This window comes from Candidatus Jettenia sp. AMX1 (assembly GCF_030263775.1).
Taxonomy (GTDB): domain Bacteria; phylum Planctomycetota; class Brocadiia; order Brocadiales; family Brocadiaceae; genus Jettenia; species Jettenia caeni.
This window is the reverse complement of the sequence record NZ_SZPP01000032.1, coordinates 13,121-31,454: the sequence shown is the minus strand read 5'-3', so window position 1 is coordinate 31,454 and position 18,334 is coordinate 13,121. Positions and strand designations below refer to the sequence as shown.

Annotated in this window: 13 protein-coding genes; 8 read left to right on the top strand and 5 right to left on the bottom strand. The window is 41.2% G+C overall.

Features of this window, described 5'->3' with window-relative positions; all coding sequences use genetic code 11:
- Positions 1-7 precede the first annotated feature (7 nt).
- From FBQ94_RS10620 to mazG, 5 genes are all read right to left on the bottom strand, one after another.
- Positions 8-775: an MBL fold metallo-hydrolase gene (locus FBQ94_RS10620; RefSeq protein ID WP_007222631.1), complete on the bottom strand. Its 768-nt coding sequence runs from the start codon at positions 773-775 to the stop codon at positions 8-10.
- Entirely contained in the window at positions 766-2,106 is a 1,341-nt protein-coding gene (locus FBQ94_RS10615) for an alkaline phosphatase family protein (protein ID WP_007222630.1), read from the bottom strand. The genes FBQ94_RS10620 and FBQ94_RS10615 overlap by 10 nt, the downstream gene beginning before the upstream one ends.
- A gap of 12 nt (positions 2,107-2,118) precedes the next feature.
- Positions 2,119-4,044 (bottom strand): FAD-dependent oxidoreductase, encoded by a 1,926-nt coding sequence (locus FBQ94_RS10610; RefSeq protein ID WP_007222629.1) that lies wholly within the window; start codon positions 4,042-4,044, stop codon positions 2,119-2,121.
- Between the two features lie 170 nt (positions 4,045-4,214).
- Entirely contained in the window at positions 4,215-5,435 is a 1,221-nt protein-coding gene (gene mqnE, locus FBQ94_RS10605) for an aminofutalosine synthase MqnE (protein ID WP_007222628.1), read from the bottom strand.
- A gap of 377 nt (positions 5,436-5,812) precedes the next feature.
- Positions 5,813-6,619 carry a nucleoside triphosphate pyrophosphohydrolase gene (gene mazG, locus FBQ94_RS10600; RefSeq protein ID WP_007222627.1) on the bottom strand — a complete coding sequence of 269 codons (807 nt, stop codon included), beginning with the start codon at positions 6,617-6,619 and terminating at the stop codon, positions 5,813-5,815.
- A gap of 162 nt (positions 6,620-6,781) precedes the next feature.
- On the opposite strand from mazG, the gene hemB reads away from it, so the two are divergent.
- The 8 genes from hemB to acsC all read left to right on the top strand — a co-directional run bounded on the left by hemB (position 6,782) and on the right by acsC (position 18,233).
- Complete coding sequence (hemB, locus tag FBQ94_RS10595; protein WP_007222626.1) at positions 6,782-7,807, top strand: porphobilinogen synthase; 1,026 nt, start codon at positions 6,782-6,784, stop codon at positions 7,805-7,807.
- A complete protein-coding gene (locus FBQ94_RS10590) occupies positions 7,792-10,134 on the top strand; it encodes a diguanylate cyclase (RefSeq protein WP_007222625.1) in 2,343 nt (780 codons plus the stop codon). Before hemB ends, FBQ94_RS10590 begins: the two co-directional genes overlap by 16 nt.
- Positions 10,135-10,204: 70 nt before the next feature.
- Entirely contained in the window at positions 10,205-10,660 is a 456-nt protein-coding gene (locus tag FBQ94_RS10585) for a hypothetical protein (protein ID WP_007222624.1), read from the top strand.
- A 195-nt stretch (positions 10,661-10,855) separates the two neighbouring features.
- The gene (locus tag FBQ94_RS10580) at positions 10,856-11,632 is read left to right on the top strand and encodes an ATP-binding protein (protein ID WP_007222623.1); all 777 of its coding nucleotides are present in this window, start codon (positions 10,856-10,858) and stop codon (positions 11,630-11,632) included.
- Positions 11,633-11,794: 162 nt separating this feature from the next.
- Positions 11,795-13,759, top strand: a complete 1,965-nt coding sequence (gene cooS, locus FBQ94_RS10575; protein WP_007222622.1) for an anaerobic carbon-monoxide dehydrogenase catalytic subunit — start codon at positions 11,795-11,797, stop codon at positions 13,757-13,759.
- A 27-nt stretch (positions 13,760-13,786) separates the two neighbouring features.
- Complete coding sequence (acsB, locus tag FBQ94_RS10570) at positions 13,787-15,970, top strand: acetyl-CoA decarbonylase/synthase complex subunit alpha/beta (protein ID WP_007222621.1); 2,184 nt, start codon at positions 13,787-13,789, stop codon at positions 15,968-15,970.
- Between the two features lie 108 nt (positions 15,971-16,078).
- Positions 16,079-16,693 (top strand): ATP-dependent Clp protease proteolytic subunit, encoded by a 615-nt coding sequence (locus FBQ94_RS10565; RefSeq protein WP_007222620.1) that lies wholly within the window; start codon positions 16,079-16,081, stop codon positions 16,691-16,693.
- A 199-nt stretch (positions 16,694-16,892) separates the two neighbouring features.
- Positions 16,893-18,233, top strand: a complete 1,341-nt coding sequence (gene acsC / locus FBQ94_RS10560) for an acetyl-CoA decarbonylase/synthase complex subunit gamma (protein ID WP_007222619.1) — start codon at positions 16,893-16,895, stop codon at positions 18,231-18,233.
- The last annotated feature ends 101 nt before the right edge of the window (positions 18,234-18,334 follow it).

Here is an 18,334-nt window from a genome sequence, read left to right as displayed (position 1 = left end):
ATCCTTACTAAAGAGTAAATTTATCAAAATCTTCTGCGAAGGCAATTTTGCCATTATAAATTTTTTTTAGTTCTTTCAACAAATTTTCATTTTCTTTTATGATTCTATCACAGGTTGGATAAAGGTGGGTAAGTATTAATCTATCGCATTGTGATTCATGCGCAATCTGGGCACACAATCGGGGCGTAAGGTGCCCTTGAATCTTTTGGTCATCAGGAAAAGAGCATTCAAGAACCAGGGTATTAACTCTTTTGGCTAAACGAAGAATGCCATCGCAATAATCAGTATCTCCGGAATACACCATTGCTTTACCATGAGGTGACTCTATCCGGAAGCCAATACTTTGCATTGAATGTTGTAAGGGCTCTGCAATGATCTTCCATTCATCATAGACCAGTTCCCCTTTATCGATCTCCTTAAGATATACATGAAAATCTTTTGGTTTTATTGTTTCCCCAAAGGCCGATAATAATTTCTCATAGAATGCCTTTAAACCGATAGGGCCTGTAATATAAAGAGGTTGGGTTCTTACAGGTTGATTATACCGCATAGTAAAGAGAATAGATGCAAGGTCTAATGAGTGGTCCAGGTGAAAATGGGTATAATACAGATGATTGATATCCAAATAGGTAACATCAATGAGGAATAGTTGACGCAGAGAGCCAGGGCCTGTATCAAAAACAAGGTGTTTATCTTTTATCTTGAGATATATACAAGGATATGCCCTTGTTTTAGAAGGCATTCCTGTGCCAGAACCAATAATCGTTAATTCCATTTTATAAAATTGATACCGTCCATATCGCCGGGTATTGGAATATCCAGTGATGCTAAAATAGTTGCGGTAACATCAATAATCTCCAACGAGTGCTTGATAATATTTTTTTTATTAATATATACAAAGGCATCATCATACGTATGCATGCCGCGAAAGATACCTTTGTCGAATAGTGTTGTATGATACATGGCGCCTTTTAAATCGTAGCCTTGTCTGGGCTTGATGACAAGATCGGGTGCTTTATCAAAGTATATTCCATGGTAAATCTCTTCCCGTTTATAGACCCTATCTATGATAGGTATATTTGTAGTGGGATCTCTTATTTCTGTAAGTTTGGAGATAATCATCTCTCTCAATTGCTCGTAATGATAGCCGGCCTCTACACATCCATTGGGCTCTCTGCCTCTTAAATTGATATACAGTCTCCCCGGATCCAGACAATAAGCCATCGAACCTTCTCCTATATTGTGGAGAGATTTAGGAGGAGTTATTTTAAAATGTAAATATCCCTCTTCTTGTAACCAGTAATTTATATATACCTCTTGTTTTAATTCACAAAATCCGTGGTCTGATAAAATTATGAGAGTCGTATTGCCATCAATGTTTTCCATAACCTTACCAAGAAAGAGATCAATTGTCTTGTAATAATCCAAAAATAAGGAACGGTATTTTATATTATTTCTTATAGTAGACTCCCAGAAAAAATGGTGTAATCTGTCTGTCTCGGTAAAAATTGCAACAAAAAGACTAAAGGCCTCACTCTTCATGAAGTGAAGGATTGCTTGTATTCTTTTTTCTAATGTCAGGTATAAGTCTTGAATTAACTGGTCTTCAGATTCATTGATGAGTTGTGTATCAACATCAATTTTGTATCCCATTTCTTTTAAAACAGGGACAATTGAATTGGGGAACGTTGCACGTGCAAGATCTATAGCTACAAAACCAGCAATAAGTATGCCATATATCTCTGACGCCGGATATGTCGATGGTATATTAATGAGAACAGATCGCATGTTGTGTTTGCGAAGGATGTTCCAAATTGGTTCACTCTTTACGTGACGGGAATTTGGATAATACACATCATACGTATGGGGAATCCTATCTACAAAGCCAAAAATCCCATGTTTAGCCGGATTCATACCTGTCATAAAAGATGTCCATGCCACAGAGGATATGGGAGGGTGCGTAGATTTTATTTCCCGTAATGAGCCGGTAGATATCAAGCTGGATAAATTTGGACATACACCTTGTTGTATTAATTTACAGATGAGGCTATAAGGGGTGCCGTCCAATCCGATTACAATTGTCTTTTTCCTTGCATGATTATTCATCTGGAATATCTGTTACAATTTCATTCCAATCTCTACCCCTTCTGCGACAGCTTCAAGTGCAGTACGGCCTCCTACTGCATCACCAATGGTATACACTTCTTGCACAGAGCCTTGAAGAGATGCTGCAAGGGTGTTATTGGGTTGGTGGAGTGTAGGAATGATAATAGTATCAAAACCTTCGAGTTTTTGATCTGATTCCCTTCGGCGGCTGATGATTATGTAGTTCTGCCCAACCTCAGTTACCTTTGTATTCAGATGGAGCTGAGCGCCCATCTTTTTAAGACGTTCACCAATATGATAGCGGGGATGTGCGACTAACTCTAATCCAAGAACGCGCCTCATTTCTATAAGGGTAATCTTTTTACCCTGGGATGCAAGGAAGTCTGCAAGTTCACAACCTTCAGGTCCTCCTCCAACAATTGCAATAGTATTCCCCAATGAATGAGCTGTTGAAAATGCCTGTTTAACATTGAGTACGCCATTATTCTTTGTGCCATTGATTTCTACAGGAATGTTACTGGCACCATGAGCGAGGACGACTGCGTCAGCCGCAAATTGCTTAATAGACATTTCAGTAGCTTCTCTATTAAGATGCACCGCCGTATCTGTTTTTTTCACCTGATTTATTAAATAATCGAGAAACTTCCTCATAGGGTCTTTCTTGGGCGCCATAGAGGCGTAACGAAAACTTCCTCCCAGTTGCGATTCCTTTTCCCATAACGTAACATCGTGTCCACGGGTAGATAATAGGTGCGCAGCAGATAACCCCGCTGGTCCGCCACCAACAACCAATATCTTTTTGGGGCGTGCAGTTTTTTGTAAATGAGAGACCCCTTCTTTTCCGAGATAAGGATTAACAGTGCATACAAGCCTTTTATCAGAAATACTCTCAATGCATCGGTTACAACTCAGACAAGTCCTTATATCAGCCATCTGGCCTTCTCTCACCTTATTAGGAAGGTGTGGGTCTGCAATAAGGGTACGGCCGAATACAATAAGGTCAGCCTTATTTTCTTGTAGCGTATTTTCAGCCATAGCAGGGTCTATGATCCTGCCTACTGCCAGCACGGGTATTTTTACAACAGACTTAATGCTTTCTGCAAGATGAATAAAGCATCCTTCTTCCAGATAGTAGCACGGTATGTTATAGAAAGCGGATGCGTAATTACATGCAGAAACATGAATAGCACTAGCGCCTGCCCTTTCTAATACCTTTGCAATCTCTTTGCTTTCCTCTAATTTGAGTCCTGTATCGGTATATTCGTCCGCACTAATACGGCAGATGATAGGATAATCTCCGGGGACGCATTTTCTGATACTTTTAACGATTTCCTTTGCAAAACGTGAACGGCGATGTGTGTCCCCTCCATAATCATCAGTTCGTATATTGGATTCAGGAGAAAGGAACTGGTTAACCAGATAGCCGTGTGCCATATGGATTTCAACACCATCGAACCCGGCCTTAACGGCACGGGCAGCAGCCTCGGCAAAGGTATTGACCATGGATCTGACCTCCGCGGCGGATAATTCCCTGGGCATTTGTTTCGTTAAAGGACTGGGAATAGCGGAAGGGGCCACAGGCTCTAAATTAGTAAAATAAGGTAAGGCCTCCTTTCCTGCATGACTCAATTGTATAACAATCTTTCCATCTATAGTATGTAGAGAATCCGTCAGCCTTTTTAATCCCGGAATGAATTTGTCATTATGTATGCACAGCATGCCGTCATTAACTCTGCCGGCTGGTTCTACAGCGGTGTTTTCCAGAGTAATATAACCTACTCCTCCCAATATACGCTCTTTGTAATAGGCGATAATCTCTTCTGTTACAAAACCTTCTTTATCGCACAAATGAGTTTCCATTGGCGACATTACCATGCGGTTCTTTATAGCAAGAGAACCGATCTTGAAAGGACTAAAGAGTTTTGGAAATATAGTCATTGATTTGAAAGACCTCCTCATTCAAATGTATAAGGGTTTACCACGGAAAGACACAGAATGGTACAGAAAATGATAAAAATTTTGAATAAGAGAAATATTAAAATTTATTAGTTTTTCTATGCTTCGATATTATTCCGTGAAATTCTGTGGTGAATACTACGAATAGTAACCTATGCTTTTTGAAGTATGATATTTTGTTGTTTTCTTTTTACCAGATTATAAAGGGTATCGCGTTCTGCGGGAACACGACCGGCTTCTTTGATTAACGTAGTAATCTCATGAACAGACAATGCCTCCGGGGTTTCAGCACCGGCAGCATGGGTAATTTTTTCTTCTTGTATCGTTCCATCAATATCATCCACTCCAAAGCTCAGAGATATCTGGGATAGTTTAATTCCCAGCATGATCCAATACGCTTTTATATGATCAAAATTATCCAGCATTAATCGGCTGATTGAGATGACCTTCAAGTCCAGCATTGCTGTGGTACTGAAATGATTCGATAATTCAGTATTTTTGGGATGAAACGCTAGTGGAATAAAGGCCATAAAGCCGCCTGTCTCATCCTGAAGCTCTCGCAACTTTATAAGATGATTAACCCTTTCTTCGGGTGTTTCGATGTGACCATAAAGCATAGTCGCATTGCTCTGTAATCCCAAATTATGGGCCTCACGCATTACCTGTAGCCAACCTTCGCCACTGAGTTTTTCCGGACACAACTGCTCACGTACCTTTGGAGAAAATACCTCAGCGCCGCCTCCCGGTAAGGAACCAAGTCCTGCCTCTTTGAGTATTTTCAACGTTTGGTGCACCGGGAGTTTTGCCAGTCGGGACAAATGTTCTATCTCTACAGCGGTAAATGCCTTGATGTGTACTTCAGGACATCTTTCATGAATTTCGTGAATCATCTTTCTGTAAAAATCGAAGGGGAGGTCTGGGTGTAATCCGCCTACAATATGTAATTCTGTTGCGCCTTCCTCTGTAGCAGCTACAGCCTTTTCCAGAATTTCTTCCGTATCCATGACATATGAGCCCGCTTCTTCTTTATCTCGGCTGAATGCGCAGAACCTGCACCGATTCTCACAAATATTGGAATAGTTAATGTGGCGATTGATAATGTAATATGCCACATTACCATTTTTTCGTTCACGGATACTATTTGCTGTATGACCAATATGGAGAATATCATTGGACCTGAAAAGCCGCACTCCATCATCAAAAGTGAGCCGTTCACCACTTCCCGCCTTTTTGAGGATGTCATATATTGATGATTGTTTCAGTAGTTTTTCCATCTTGTGTAGGATAACAAATGCAAAATAACTCCATAATGCTGATTCAATTGTCCTCGATTGAACTGAAACATTCGGTATGGTGATGACCACTGTGAGCACAGCTCAAGTTCCCTGGCTGAATTCACACGTATGGTTTAATCGAGGGCGATTGAACCTGCGAAGCTACTGCCAAAGGCAGCAAAAACCTCTATAAATTGGAACTTTATGAAAATATCAGAATTCGAGTTTAAAATCAAGGAATATGTCTTGTCACCTGGATATTATAAATTATGAGAGAATACAGAAAAAAGAGTGTACGTGTTTATTAAGGGGTAAAATAGCAAAGATAAAAGAGGAAAGAAAATCGTAAATATATTGACTAATCCCGTTCTACCACCACCAGCTTGAATGTTTGCCGAAGGCTTTGTAGCTTGCAGTATAAAAGATGCCAAAGCTATAATCTGCCCGTAATATTTCCGTGTCTTTTCGTTATAGATTTAAGTTTTTTTATCTTTTACCTTTATCTTATTCCAAACAGCATCCATTTCCTCTAAGGTACATGCTTCAATATCTTTTCCCATCGAAGCAAGTTCTGCTTCAACTTTTTTAAAGCGATCAACGAATTTATAGATTGTTTTGTGGAGTACATTTTCCGTATCGAGCTTCAAAAAACGGGAAAGATTTACCATGGAAAACAGGAGATCTCCAACCTCTTCTTCTATATGTTCCGGTTTTTTTTCACGAATTGCCTCTTTAACCTCCGCAAGTTCTTCATCCACCTTGGCGATTACATCGTTGATATTTGTCCAATCAAAACCTACTTTTGCAACTTTCTTTTGTACTTTCTGAGCCTTTTGAAGTGCCGGGAGATATTTCGGCAAGCCATCTACAACAGATTTTCTTTCTTCATATCCCTTCTCCTTTTTTTTGATCTCCTCCCATTGATGAATTACCTCGTCCGGAGTGGTTGCTGTGGCATCTCCAAAGACGTGCGGATGGCGACGTGTCATCTTGTCAAGGCATAGTGTTATTACACCGCCTATATCAAATTGTCCTTTTTCCCTGGCAATTTGACAATGAAAGATAATATGAAAAAAGAGATCAGCAAGTTCTTCCTTCAGTTTAGACGGGTCTCCGGAATCTATTGCATCTATTACCTCATATGCCTCTTCTATTAAATGTGGCTTTAGGGATATGTGGCTCTGTTCTTTATCCCACGGACATCCATCTTTACCGCGTAATTTCTGCGTCAGCTCAATCAAATCTTGTAATAAGGAAATGGGTTTAACTTCAGGTGTGTTCATTGATACTATACCCGTATATAAAATTTTTCGTAATGACTCTTTGTGGTGTACCTTCTCACAAATGTAATACCGGATTTTAGCAATTATTTTTATTGAAGTCAAACATCCAGATGATAATATATTAACGTATTTTAAAACCTGTTCCTGATGAGGTTCGGGAACATGATTCTTCAAACTTTTATGAGAGAAAATATTATGGGATTCCCAGAACGACGTTTACGCAGATTGCGCAGCAATGAAAATATAAGGCGGCTGGTACGAGAAACACAGATATCGATAGATGACTTGATTATGCCCCTTTTTGTCCGTCCAGGAAAAGGTATTAAGCAGCCGATACCTTCTATGCCTGGAAATTTTCAGATGTCTGTTGACAAGCTGGTTGAAGAGGTGAAAATTTTGGAGGGACTTGGCATTCCCGGCATTATCCTATTCGGGATCCCCGAGAAAAAAGATGAAATGGGTTCTGATGCCTATGCAGATGAAGGTATTATTCAGAAAGCAATTATTGCTCTTAAGAGAGAAGTAAAAAATATCCTTGTGATTACCGATGTTTGCATGTGTGAATATACTAATCACGGCCACTGTGGTTTTGTTAGAACGGATGACAGGACAGGTCATTTTGAAGTAGATAACGATATGACTCTGGAACTGCTGGTAAAAGAATCAGTTTCCCATGCGAAGGCAGGCGCAGACATTATAGCTCCGAGTGATATGATGGATGGCCGTGTAGGAGCGATTCGACAGGGACTCGACGAGAATGGTTTTGAGCACATTCCCGTTATGGCATATTCTGCCAAATACGCATCAGGTTTCTACGGTCCTTTCCGGGAGGCCGCTGAGTCTACACCCGGATTTGGCGACCGCTCATCATATCAAATGGACCCTCACAACGCCGCTGAGGCGCTTCGTGAAGTGTCGCTGGATATAGAAGAGGGGGCTGATATTGTAATGGTAAAGCCAGCGTTGGCCTATCTTGATATTATCCGTATAATAAAAGATAAATTCAAGTATCCTGTTGCAGCTTACAATGTGAGCGGTGAATTTTCTGTTGTGAAGGCTGCATCGGAGAAGGGCTGGATCGATGAAAAACGTGTAGCGTTGGAAATTTTGACAAGCATCAAACGTGCCGGCGCTGATATCATCTTAACGTACTGGGCAAAAGATGCTGCTCAATGGTTGAGAAAATAAATTTTTTCGAAATGGAAGTAGCTAAAGTATTGACAAAGAATAAAGTGAAAGGGAAAGTTGTACAAGTACTACTCCCTATTATTATCGGCCTAAGTGCTATAATAGGAACGCTTTTTACATGGCATATAGTATTAAGACATGAGAATTCTCAAATTGAGCAACTTACTGAGTCGCAATTACTTATTGCGAAAAATGAGTTATTAGCTCGTATTGATTATAAAATGTCATCACTCCTGCGTATGGCTAAACGCTGGGAGATACAGGGTGGCACACCAAAAGAGGCGTGGGAGTCGGATGCACTGTTTTATCTTAAACATCTCAGGGGTTTTCAGTCTATTGAATGGGTAGACCGTTCGTCGCTGGTACGGTGGATTGTGCCGCTTGGAGGAAATGAAGTTACTCTGGACCTTAACCTTTTACATGAGAAGAAAAGAAGTATTGCGCTTGAGAAGGCTCGTGCTACAGGAGAAATTACGATAACGCCTGCTATAGATTTTGCTCAGGGTGGGAAGGGATTTCTGGGTTATGTGCCGGTATTTAAGGGCAAGGATTTTGATGGGTTTATTGTGGGTGTATTTCGTTTCAAAACGCTCTTTGATGCCGAATTAAAAAATATTACCCCTGGCTATTCACTTGCAATTTTTGAGGATAATGAAGAAATATACAGGCGGGAAGTGTACAACAACTTGCATGAAATGAAATGGGGCCGGGAAGTAAGCGTTAACCTTTATGGAATTACCTGGCTTGTACGTGTTTGGCCCGGATCGGAGCGATTTGCACAAATACGCTCTTATATTCCAGAATATTTTTTAATTTCCGGCATTTTTATAAGCATTTTGCTTGCCATGCTCGTTTATTTTGTCCAGACAGCTCAAACGCGTGCAAAGGGAATCAATTTGGTTAACCGTGAATTGATGCATGAAATAACTGAGCATAAGCGTGTGAATGATGAGCTTACGGAACGAATGCGCCTGGCAGCCTTCATTGCTGATGTGGGTATTGTTGTTACACAAGGTAAAACCTTGCAGAATGTATTACAAGGCTGTGCCACGTCTATGGTTAAACATCTGGATGCGGCGCTTGCTCGTATCTGGACCCTTAATAAAGAGGATGCAAATCTGGAATTACGGGCTAGTGCAGGGATGTATGCCCATATTGACGGAACCCATAGCCGTGTGCCTGTTGGTAAGTTTAAAATTGGACTTGTTGCCAAAAACCACAAGCCATATTTGACGAATGCTATCATCGGCGATTCTCATATCCATGATCAGGAATGGGTGAAGCGGGAAGGAATAGTTGCTTTCGCTGGCTATCCGCTCATTATTGAAGGTAGTGTTGTAGGAGTTATGGCGATGTTCAGTAAAAAACAGCTTAAGGAATCGACTTTAGAAGCATTAGGCTCCGTAGCGGATACTATTGCTCTCGGCATACAGCAAAAGCATACAGAGAAATTGCTGCGGGAGAGTGAAGAGCGGTTCCGTACCGTAGTGCAAACAGCAACAGATGCAATCATTTTAGCAGAGAGCAGCGGGAATATTATATCCTGGAATAAAGGAGCTCAGAGCATCTTTGGCTATTCAGAAGAAAAAGTATCTGGCAAGTCAATAACTCCCCTGATGCCCGAACGGTACCGGGATGCCCATATCAAGGGAATAGAGCGTATGCACTTAACGGGCAAAAAAAAGATTATTGGTAAAACCATTGAGGTACACGGACTGAGGAAAGACGGCAGTGAATTTCCAATGGAGCTTTCCATCAGCGATTGGAAGACGGGAAAGGGGACATTTTATACAGCAATTATTCGCGATATTACTGTGCGTAAGCGAATGGAGGAAGAACTCCGTGTCTTATCACTTGTTGATGAGCTTACCGGCCTTAATAACCGTCGTGGATTTTTAACCCTTGCCGGACAACAGTTAAAAACTGCTAACAGGATTAAAAGAGGAATGTGGTTGATTTTTATCGATTTAGACGGACTGAAAAGGATTAATGATACGCTGGGTCATCAGGAAGGAGACTTTGCATTGATTGATGTAGCAAATATACTGAAAGAAACCTTTCGTGAATCGGATATTAGTGCCCGTATTGGTGGGGATGAGTTTGTGGTTCTCATGATGGAAAATACCGATACTGACGGTAATATTGTTCATGACCGTTTGCAGGAAAAAATCGATCTGCACAATAAAAAAAGAAATCGTTCCTTTGCTATATCGATTAGTGTGGGTATAACTTACTATAATCCGGAACGTCCATGCTCTATTGATGAATTGCTTGTGCAAGCAGATAAGCGAATGTATGAGCAGAAAAGGGGGAAGCAAAAAGGATAAAGAAAACCAATATATTCGGGTAAAATAAAAGTATTGGTTCTCTTTTGTTTTTGGAGGAATGGGGAACGTTATGAAAGAAAAAAGAAGGCCGGATAGATCGGATTTAGAGGCCATGCGAAATCAACTCCTTGATTTTGCCTGTGCCAGGCATGATTTTAAGCTGGAATCAGAGGATTTTCCCTTTGACGGAAATTGGAACGGGGTATTTCTGATAAGGTTCAGAGATAATCTGAAAGAAGACAGGCTGTATTGTGAGGTGCCACTTGGTGAGCATTTTATTAGGTTTGGGCTGGAGCTGGAGATTGATGAGCAAATTTGGCATCAAGAGCATGAGAATATTTTACGGAAGGCATCGGGGTACGATATTGCGATTTACCCATCTCTTCCAAAGGAAAACAAACAGAGGCATTGCCGATTATCTGCAAGGGCATGGACTCCTAATTTTGGGCAACGTATTTTTGGTTTGACTCTTTCTAATCTTATAGATTGTAAAAAGGCTATTTTATCAATGCTCTCAAAGAATTAATTTAATTTATGGAAGTGTATAAAAAGAAAAATAGATCAAATAATGAATAGTTATTTTTGAAATTTTCTTGGTTATCATTTAGTTATTTGCTAAACTTTATACATAATATTATTGGTAAATAATAATGATTACATAATACAAATAGCTGGCATAGTATTCATTAAAATATTGGTTTGAACGAAAAGGGTAATTGATATGAAAATAGCGGTCTCAGGCAAGGGCGGCGTTGGAAAAACAACCTTCGTGGCTGCATTGGCAAAGGTTTTTACAGAGTGTGGGAAAAGGGTTATAGCAATAGATGCAGACCCAGTGTCAAATTTAGCAGCAACTCTGGGGGTTAAAAATGTAACAGAAATAATACCGATCAGTCAGATGAAGGACTTGATAAAGGAGCGTACAGGTGCTACTTCCGAAGAATACGGAAAGTTTTTTCAGTTAAATCCAACAGTTTCCGATTTGCCTGATAAATTTTCGCTGGAACAAGATGGTATAAAGCTTATGGTGCTGGGGGCAGTAAAGAGGGGCGGAGGTGGCTGCGCGTGTCCGGAAAGCGCCTTCTTAAGGACATTATTGAGTCATTTAATCTTGCAACGGGATGAGGTTGTGATTGTGGACATGGAAGCTGGAGTAGAACATCTTGGTCGTGCCACGGTAAGGGCCGTAAATGCCTTAATTATAATAGTAGAACCTGGCTCGAAGAGTATACAAACAGCTTTTCAAGTCAAAAAATTAGCAGATGATATAGGTCTTAAGTCGATTTATGCGGTGGGCAATAAGGTGGCATCGAAAGAGCATAAAGTATTGATCGAAAAAGGATTGAACGGTGTGCCTGTCTTGGGATTTATTTCCTATAGCGATAGGATTCTTGAATCGGATATTGACGGGCGGGCAGCTTTCGCCGAAAATAAGCAATTGCTATCAGAAGTTGAGCAAATAAAAGATAAGCTGGAAGATTGTATAAAAGGTAGCTAGAGTTTGTATTTTCCCTTGATTTTATAATGCATTTACAATTATAATGTATCATTCCATTTATCATTAGGAAATAGAGAAATGGAGTGAATATTCAGTATAGCTGTATAAGCTAACTTGGGGTTATACTGATATTCATTAAAAACAATAACGGAGGATTTTTGTATGGAAGAAAAACAAAAAACAGTGGATCAGGTAATGCTTGATCGGATGAAAGAAATTAAAGTAGAAACCATGTATGACAGATACCAGGCCCAGCTTCCTCAGTGTGGATATGGTAGTCTTGCATTGTGTTGTCGTCATTGTAACTATGGACCATGCAATATCGATCCTTTTGGAAACGGACCAAAGAAAGGTGTTTGCGGAGCTGATGCCAATACCTTTGCAGCCCGGCATTATCTTCGTATGAATGGTGCCGGCACTGCATGCCACTCTGACCATGCGCGTGCCGCAGCTCACCTCTTAGTTGCTACCGCAAGGGGTGAAGCACCAGGTTACCGTATTAAAGATGTGGATAAACTTATGATGGTTGCTGAGTGTTTTGGCGTGAAGACAAAGGACCGCAAGATAAATGAAATCGCTGAAGAAGTTGGCGAGATGGCATTAATGGAGTTTGGAAAACCCTATGGTACTTTGTTGTTCCTTAAAAGGGCGCCGGAAGCGCGTCAAAAGATATGGGAAAAATTAGGCATTGCGCCCAGAGCAATTGACCGTGAGGTTACTGAGAGTTTGCACCGAACAGGGATGGGTGGTGATCAGGACTATCGGAACCTTACCAAGCAGTCCATGCGCGTGGCGTTAGCAGATGGTTGGGGTGGTTGTATGATAGCAACCGAACTGCAGGATATTATGTTCGGTACGCCGAAGCCTGTGCAGGGAAGGTCAAACTTAGGTGTTATGAAAAAAGACCATATAAATATCGTTGTTCACGGGCATGAACCTCAGCTTGCCGAAGCCATCGTACTTGCTTCGGGTGATCCGGATGTCATAAAAGCGACACATGCAACGGGGGCAAAAGGTCTTGTGATTGCTGGTCTGTGTTGTACTGCAAATGAGCTTCTTGTTCGGCATGGAATTCCTATGGCCGGCCATATGACTATACAGGAGGGGGCTATAGCGACTGGTGTGGTTGAGTTGATGGTTGTTGATATACAATGCGTGATGCAGGCTTTAGCTGAAACGGCAAAGCACTTCCATACGAAAATTGTAACAACCTTATCAAAGGCAAAGATCGACGGGGCGGAGCATGTAGAATTTAGCGATGAGCATGCCCTCGAAGCAGCAAAGAAGATTATTATGATGGCTATCGATAACTATAAAAACCGCGATAATAATAAGGTGTTTATTCCGAGCAGTGCCGAGCCGAACCTTATTGCTGGTTTTAGCCATGAGACAATTAAATATATGTTAGGCGGCAGGTTCCGTGCAAGTTACCGTCCTTTGAACGATAATATCATAAACGGAAGGATTCGCGGTGTTGTGGGAATTGCCGGTTGTACAAGTCCCAGGGCAGGCGCATGTGACCAGAATTACGTAAATCTGGTAAGAGAACTCATAGCCAACAACATATTAGTAGTGGCGACAGGTTGTGCTGCGGGGCAATGCGCTTCCGGTGGATTGATGATCCCTGAATTAAAAGATGAATGCGGTAAAGGGCTCCGGGAAGTTTGTGAAGCGGTAGGTATACCACCTGTCCTTCATTCTGGCGCCTGTGTTGATAATAGCCGTATTTTGATAGCATGTTCCGAAATGGCAAAAGAAGGCGGTTTGGGAAACGATATTAGTGATTTACCGGTTGCCGGTGCATGTTTGGAATGGATGAGCGAAAAGGCAATTGCTATTGGTCAGTTTTTTGTAGCATCTGGTATTTATATCGTCTTTGGCATGAATTCGCCGGTGGCTGGTGCGCCTGATATGCAAAGGTTATTAACCAAAGAGATGGAAGATCTGGTTGGTGCACGATGGGATTTTGAGCGTGATCTGAAGAAAATAGGTAAAATGATGATGGATCACATAGAGAAAAAGAGAGATGCGCTGGGCATAAATACAGCAAAAGAGAGAAAACTCTATGATATGGCAGAGCGAAGAGCATTGGAAAGGGAATGTAAACCTGTTCCTGGACATCATTAAGAAAAAAGATTTAAAGGGGTATTTTTTATGTCAAAAATCATCTGTTCCGCCGCTATTCGCGGTGCATACCAAATTGTAGATAAAGCTGATAAAAAGCTTGCTGAAGCAATTGCACAAAAGGGAGCTGGCTGTAAAGTGGAATTTCCCAATACAGCCTATTATTTGCCTATCATTTATTCCATGACGGGTATTCCGGTAAAAACCTTAGAGGATTGTGTACATGTGATAGGTTTGGCAAGGAGTATGTTACCTCCATTGCCTGCTGAAAAACACTGGGTTCCATACCTGGGTCACACCTTAGATGCGGGTATGGCAACACTTTTTGCAGAAGAGATCTATGAGGCCTGTAAATATTTAATCGGGCCTCACCCGGTAGACGGGATATGGTTGGGGGCAGCAGATGATGTTATTATGCGTGAACGGGGTATTGAATTTGTCGATGGTACGGCACCAGGGTTTGCTGCCATAGTAGGGTGTGCTCCTGATGCAGATACAGCCGTCAAGATTGCAAGAGAGCTTCAGCAAAAAAACCTCTATGTGTTTATACAATCTGATAACTTTGGTGTGTCTTTTGCCGAACAGTTAGCTGAAAAAGGTGTCCAAATGGGTTGGGATACTCGTCTTGTGCCTTTTGGAAAAGAGACCTCCGCTGCAGTATATTCCTTAGGTTTTGCCAATAGGGCAGCTCTCTCGTTTGGTAATGTCCCGCCGGGGGATTTTAAAAGGAATCTTCTGTATAATAAGAACCGTATCTTTGCTTTTGTCCTTGCATTGGGTACTAAAGTTACTGATGAACAATATGCAAATGCTGCTGGTGCCATTAACTATGGCTTTCCAACGATTACCAATATCGATATTCCTGAAATATTACCTACCGGTGTTTGTACCTATGAGCATGTGGTTTCTAAGGTGCCTGTTGATAAGATTGTTGATAAATGTGTTGAGGTACGTGGCTTAAAGATATCAATTCATAAGTTGGATATCCCTGTCCCGTATGGTCCTGCCTTTGAGGGTGAACGCATACGGAAAGAGGATATGCAAATTGAGATTGGCGGTCCTGGAGTACCTGCTTTTGAATATGTGTGCACCAAAGAAATCGATGAGGTTGAGGATGGTAAGATACAGGTTATAGGTCCGGATTTAGACGAGATTCCCGCCGGCCCCGGTGTGTCTTTGGGTATCATGGTTGAGGTGTCTGGTCGAAAAATGCAGCCAGATTTTGAACCTATTTTTGAACGGCAAATGCATCGATTCCTTGGTGAAGCTCAGGGTTTATTCCATATGGGCCAGAGGGATATTATTCGTCACCGTATCAGTAAAGAAGCCTTTAAAGCAGGTTTTAGGATCAGGCATATAGGGAATATCATTCATGCTAAATTCCATGGTGAATTTGGTGCCATTCTGGATAAGGTACAGGTGACTTTATATACGAAAAAAGAAGATGTAGAAAGACTCCTGAAAGATGTGCGTGCCGCATACACAGAACGTGATGCAAGGTTAAAAGGTATGACCGATGATTCGGTTAGTATGTTTTATAGTTGTACACTCTGCCAGAGTTTTGCGCCTACTCACATTTGTGTTGTTACTCCGGAACGTTCTGGTTTGTGTGGTTCTGTTAGCTGGTTAGACGGGAAGGCTGGATATGAAATTAATCCCACCGGTCCAAACCAACCAATAGAAAGAGGAAAAACTGTTGATGAAAGACTGGGGCAGTGGGAAGGTACCAATTCGTTTATATTCAACGGTTCGAACAGATCGCTTGAGAAGGTAAGTTTGTACAGCATTATGACAGACCCGATGACGAGTTGTGGATGTTTTGAATGTATTTCTGCCATGTTACCTATGACCAATGGAATCATGGTGGTAGATCGTGACTTTGCTGAAATGACCCCTTGTGGTATGAAATTTTCCACGCTTGCCGGAACGGTAGGCGGTGGATTGCAAACCCCTGGTTTTATGGGGCATAGCAAGTTTTATTTGGGCAGCAGAAAATTTATTTCTGCGGACGGAGGTCTTGCGCGTGTTGTTTGGATGCCTAAAGCCTTGAAGGAAGAGTTAGCAGAAACTCTTATTAAGACGGCAGAAGAACTGGGTCTTGAAGATTTTCTCAATAAAATAGCCGATGAGACCGTTGCACAGACAGAGGAAGAGGTTTTAAATTACATGCAAAAGGTTAATCACCCTGCATTAGTTCTGGCGCCAATGTTCTAAAAATGTATCTTAAACAATATTACATTAATGATAACCAGCTTTATAGTATCTTGATAAAATGAGTATTGTGCTGGTAATATTTTTTGTTTTTGCCTGTGGAGTTTATTCATGATTTTTACTATGCCATTATTAGAAAATAAAGATGAAGATGCCGGAGAAGAAAAGGAAAAGCTGCGAGGCGGAGATTTTGTTTCAAAATTATTAAAAACTCGCACTGTTATGGTAACGGATGAGGTGAGTAAGAAAATGGCGCAACAGATCATGACGCAACTCTTACTTCTTGAAGCGGAAAGTGATGATCATATTAAAATGTTCATTAACTCCCCCGGCGGCGATGCGGATGCTGGTTTTGCAATTTACGATATGATGCGGTTTATCAAACCAAGGATAAACGCTATCTGTACAGGAGTTGTTGCCAGCGCTGCTGTAATTATCCTTCTCGGAGCAAAAAAAGAAAACCGGTTTAGCTTGCCCAGTGCGCGTATTCTGATTCATCAGCCTTCTACCGGTATTCATGGAACGGCTTCTGATATTCAAATTGAAGCGAATGAAATACTCAAATGCCGGGAAAAGATTAATCGGTTAATTTCAGCAGAAACGGGGCAATCCGTAGAAAAGGTAGAGACAGATACTAAGAGAAATTTTTGGATGTCTGCAGAAGAGGCTCTCAAGTATGGGTTGGTCAGTAAAATCATACAGAAGAGTGATGATTTAAAAGTGTAATGTATGATAATTGCCCCAATACCAATGGAAGATTCATTATTGTATAACCACCCTTTATCCTCTTCGTTCAAAGAGGATAAATGGGTGGTTTTTCATTTGATAAGTGAAAGACGAAATACAGAGACCATAGTGAAACGATAAAGATTTTTTCTGTGGTCAGGTTTTGGCAATAGTTATTTATGCGAAAGGATAGTAAAGAATGGCACTAACTGGATTAGACATTTACAAATTACTTCCCAAAACAAATTGTAAAAAGTGTGGAAGACCCACATGTCTGGCATTTGCTATGCAATTGGCGCAAAAAAAGGCAAACCTGTCGGATTGTCCTGATGTGAGTGAAGAGGCTAAGAGAGTTTTGGGAGCTGCCTCTGCGCCTCCAATTAAACTTGTAACTGTCGGTACAGGTGCCAGGAAGGTGGAGATTGGTGAAGAAAATGTATTATTCAGGCATGAAGAAAAATTTTATCATCCTACAGGCATAGCTGTTACTATTCATGACGATCTGGATGATGCTGCTTTTGATAATCGTTTAAAGAAGATTAACAATTTAAAAATGTCCCGTGTTGGCACAGAGATAGAGATCGATCTTGTGGCAATCATCAACAAGAGTGCTAGCGCAGAAAAATTTGCTGATGCGGCAAAGAAAGTAAGCGATGGCTCTCATTTGAATATTATTTTGAGTAGTACCTCCGTTGATAATATGAAAGCGGCTCTGGCAAACTGCGCTGAGAAGAGACCCCTGATCCACGGTGCAAATGCGGGCAATTGTGAATCTATGGCTGCGTTAGCGAAGGAAAAGAATTGCCCTATGACGGTAACTGCTCCAACGCTTGAAGAGCTTGCCGATCTGGCTGAACGGGTAAAAAAGGTTGGCGTTGAGGAGATTGTATTAGATGTGAGCGGTGACAAACCGAAAGAGGTACTTCAGAAACTAACCAGGATAAGAAGAGCTGCATTAAAGAAAAATTTCCGCGCTCTTGGATTTCCTATGATTACCTTTGCCTGTGATGATGATGCATTTCAGGAAATTTCAATGGCCAGTACCTATCTGGTGAAGTACGCCGGTATTGTTGTGGTCAATACTTGTGAGTCCTGGGGAATTATGCCATTGCTTACTGTCAGGACAAATATATTTACTGATCCACAAAAACCAATTCAGGTTGAACCAAAATTATATGCCGTGGGGGATGCAAAGGAAGATTCTCCGGTCTTATTCACAACAAATTTCTCGCTTACTTATTATACGGTAGAAGGTGAGGTTGAGGGAAGTCGTATTCCTGCGTTCATATTATCCGTAGATACCGGTGGTACCTCGGTATTGACGGCATATTCTGGCGACAAACTGAATGATAAAGTTGTTGCAAAGGCTATGGCAGATGCTCAGGTGGAGACGAAAGTAAAGCACAGAAAACTTATCATTCCGGGGCTGGTAGCTGTGATGTCTGGAAAATTGCAAGAGACACTCGGTTGGGAGATAATGGTTGGGCCGCGGGAGGCATCAGGGCTCGCCTCGTATCTAAAAACCGTGTGGAAGCCTTAAAAATATATTTTTATAGAATATTGATATTGGGTACAGATTGTGTGGATTTTAATAAGAAGAAAGAAATTGCCTGTGTTTATCAGTGAAAGCCGTTATCCTCA

What these genes read in the sequence shown, in the direction of transcription:
- FBQ94_RS10620 (WP_007222631.1), bottom strand. Translation starts at nt 775, where the DNA reads ATGGAATTAACGATTATTGGTTCTGGCACAGGAATGCCTTCTAAAACA.
- FBQ94_RS10615 (WP_007222630.1), bottom strand. Translation starts at nt 2,106, where the DNA reads ATGAATAATCATGCAAGGAAAAAGACAATTGTAATCGGATTGGACGGC.
- FBQ94_RS10610 (WP_007222629.1), bottom strand. Translation starts at nt 4,044, where the DNA reads ATGACTATATTTCCAAAACTCTTTAGTCCTTTCAAGATCGGTTCTCTT.
- mazG (WP_007222627.1), bottom strand. Translation starts at nt 6,619, where the DNA reads ATGAACACACCTGAAGTTAAACCCATTTCCTTATTACAAGATTTGATT.
- hemB (WP_007222626.1), top strand. Translation starts at nt 6,782, where the DNA reads ATGATTCTTCAAACTTTTATGAGAGAAAATATTATGGGATTCCCAGAA.
- FBQ94_RS10590 (WP_007222625.1), top strand. Translation starts at nt 7,792, where the DNA reads ATGGTTGAGAAAATAAATTTTTTCGAAATGGAAGTAGCTAAAGTATTG.
- FBQ94_RS10585 (WP_007222624.1), top strand. Translation starts at nt 10,205, where the DNA reads ATGAAAGAAAAAAGAAGGCCGGATAGATCGGATTTAGAGGCCATGCGA.
- FBQ94_RS10580 (WP_007222623.1), top strand. Translation starts at nt 10,856, where the DNA reads ATGAAAATAGCGGTCTCAGGCAAGGGCGGCGTTGGAAAAACAACCTTC.
- cooS (WP_007222622.1), top strand. Translation starts at nt 11,795, where the DNA reads ATGGAAGAAAAACAAAAAACAGTGGATCAGGTAATGCTTGATCGGATG.
- acsB (WP_007222621.1), top strand. Translation starts at nt 13,787, where the DNA reads ATGTCAAAAATCATCTGTTCCGCCGCTATTCGCGGTGCATACCAAATT.
- FBQ94_RS10565 (WP_007222620.1), top strand. Translation starts at nt 16,079, where the DNA reads ATGATTTTTACTATGCCATTATTAGAAAATAAAGATGAAGATGCCGGA.
- acsC (WP_007222619.1), top strand. Translation starts at nt 16,893, where the DNA reads ATGGCACTAACTGGATTAGACATTTACAAATTACTTCCCAAAACAAAT.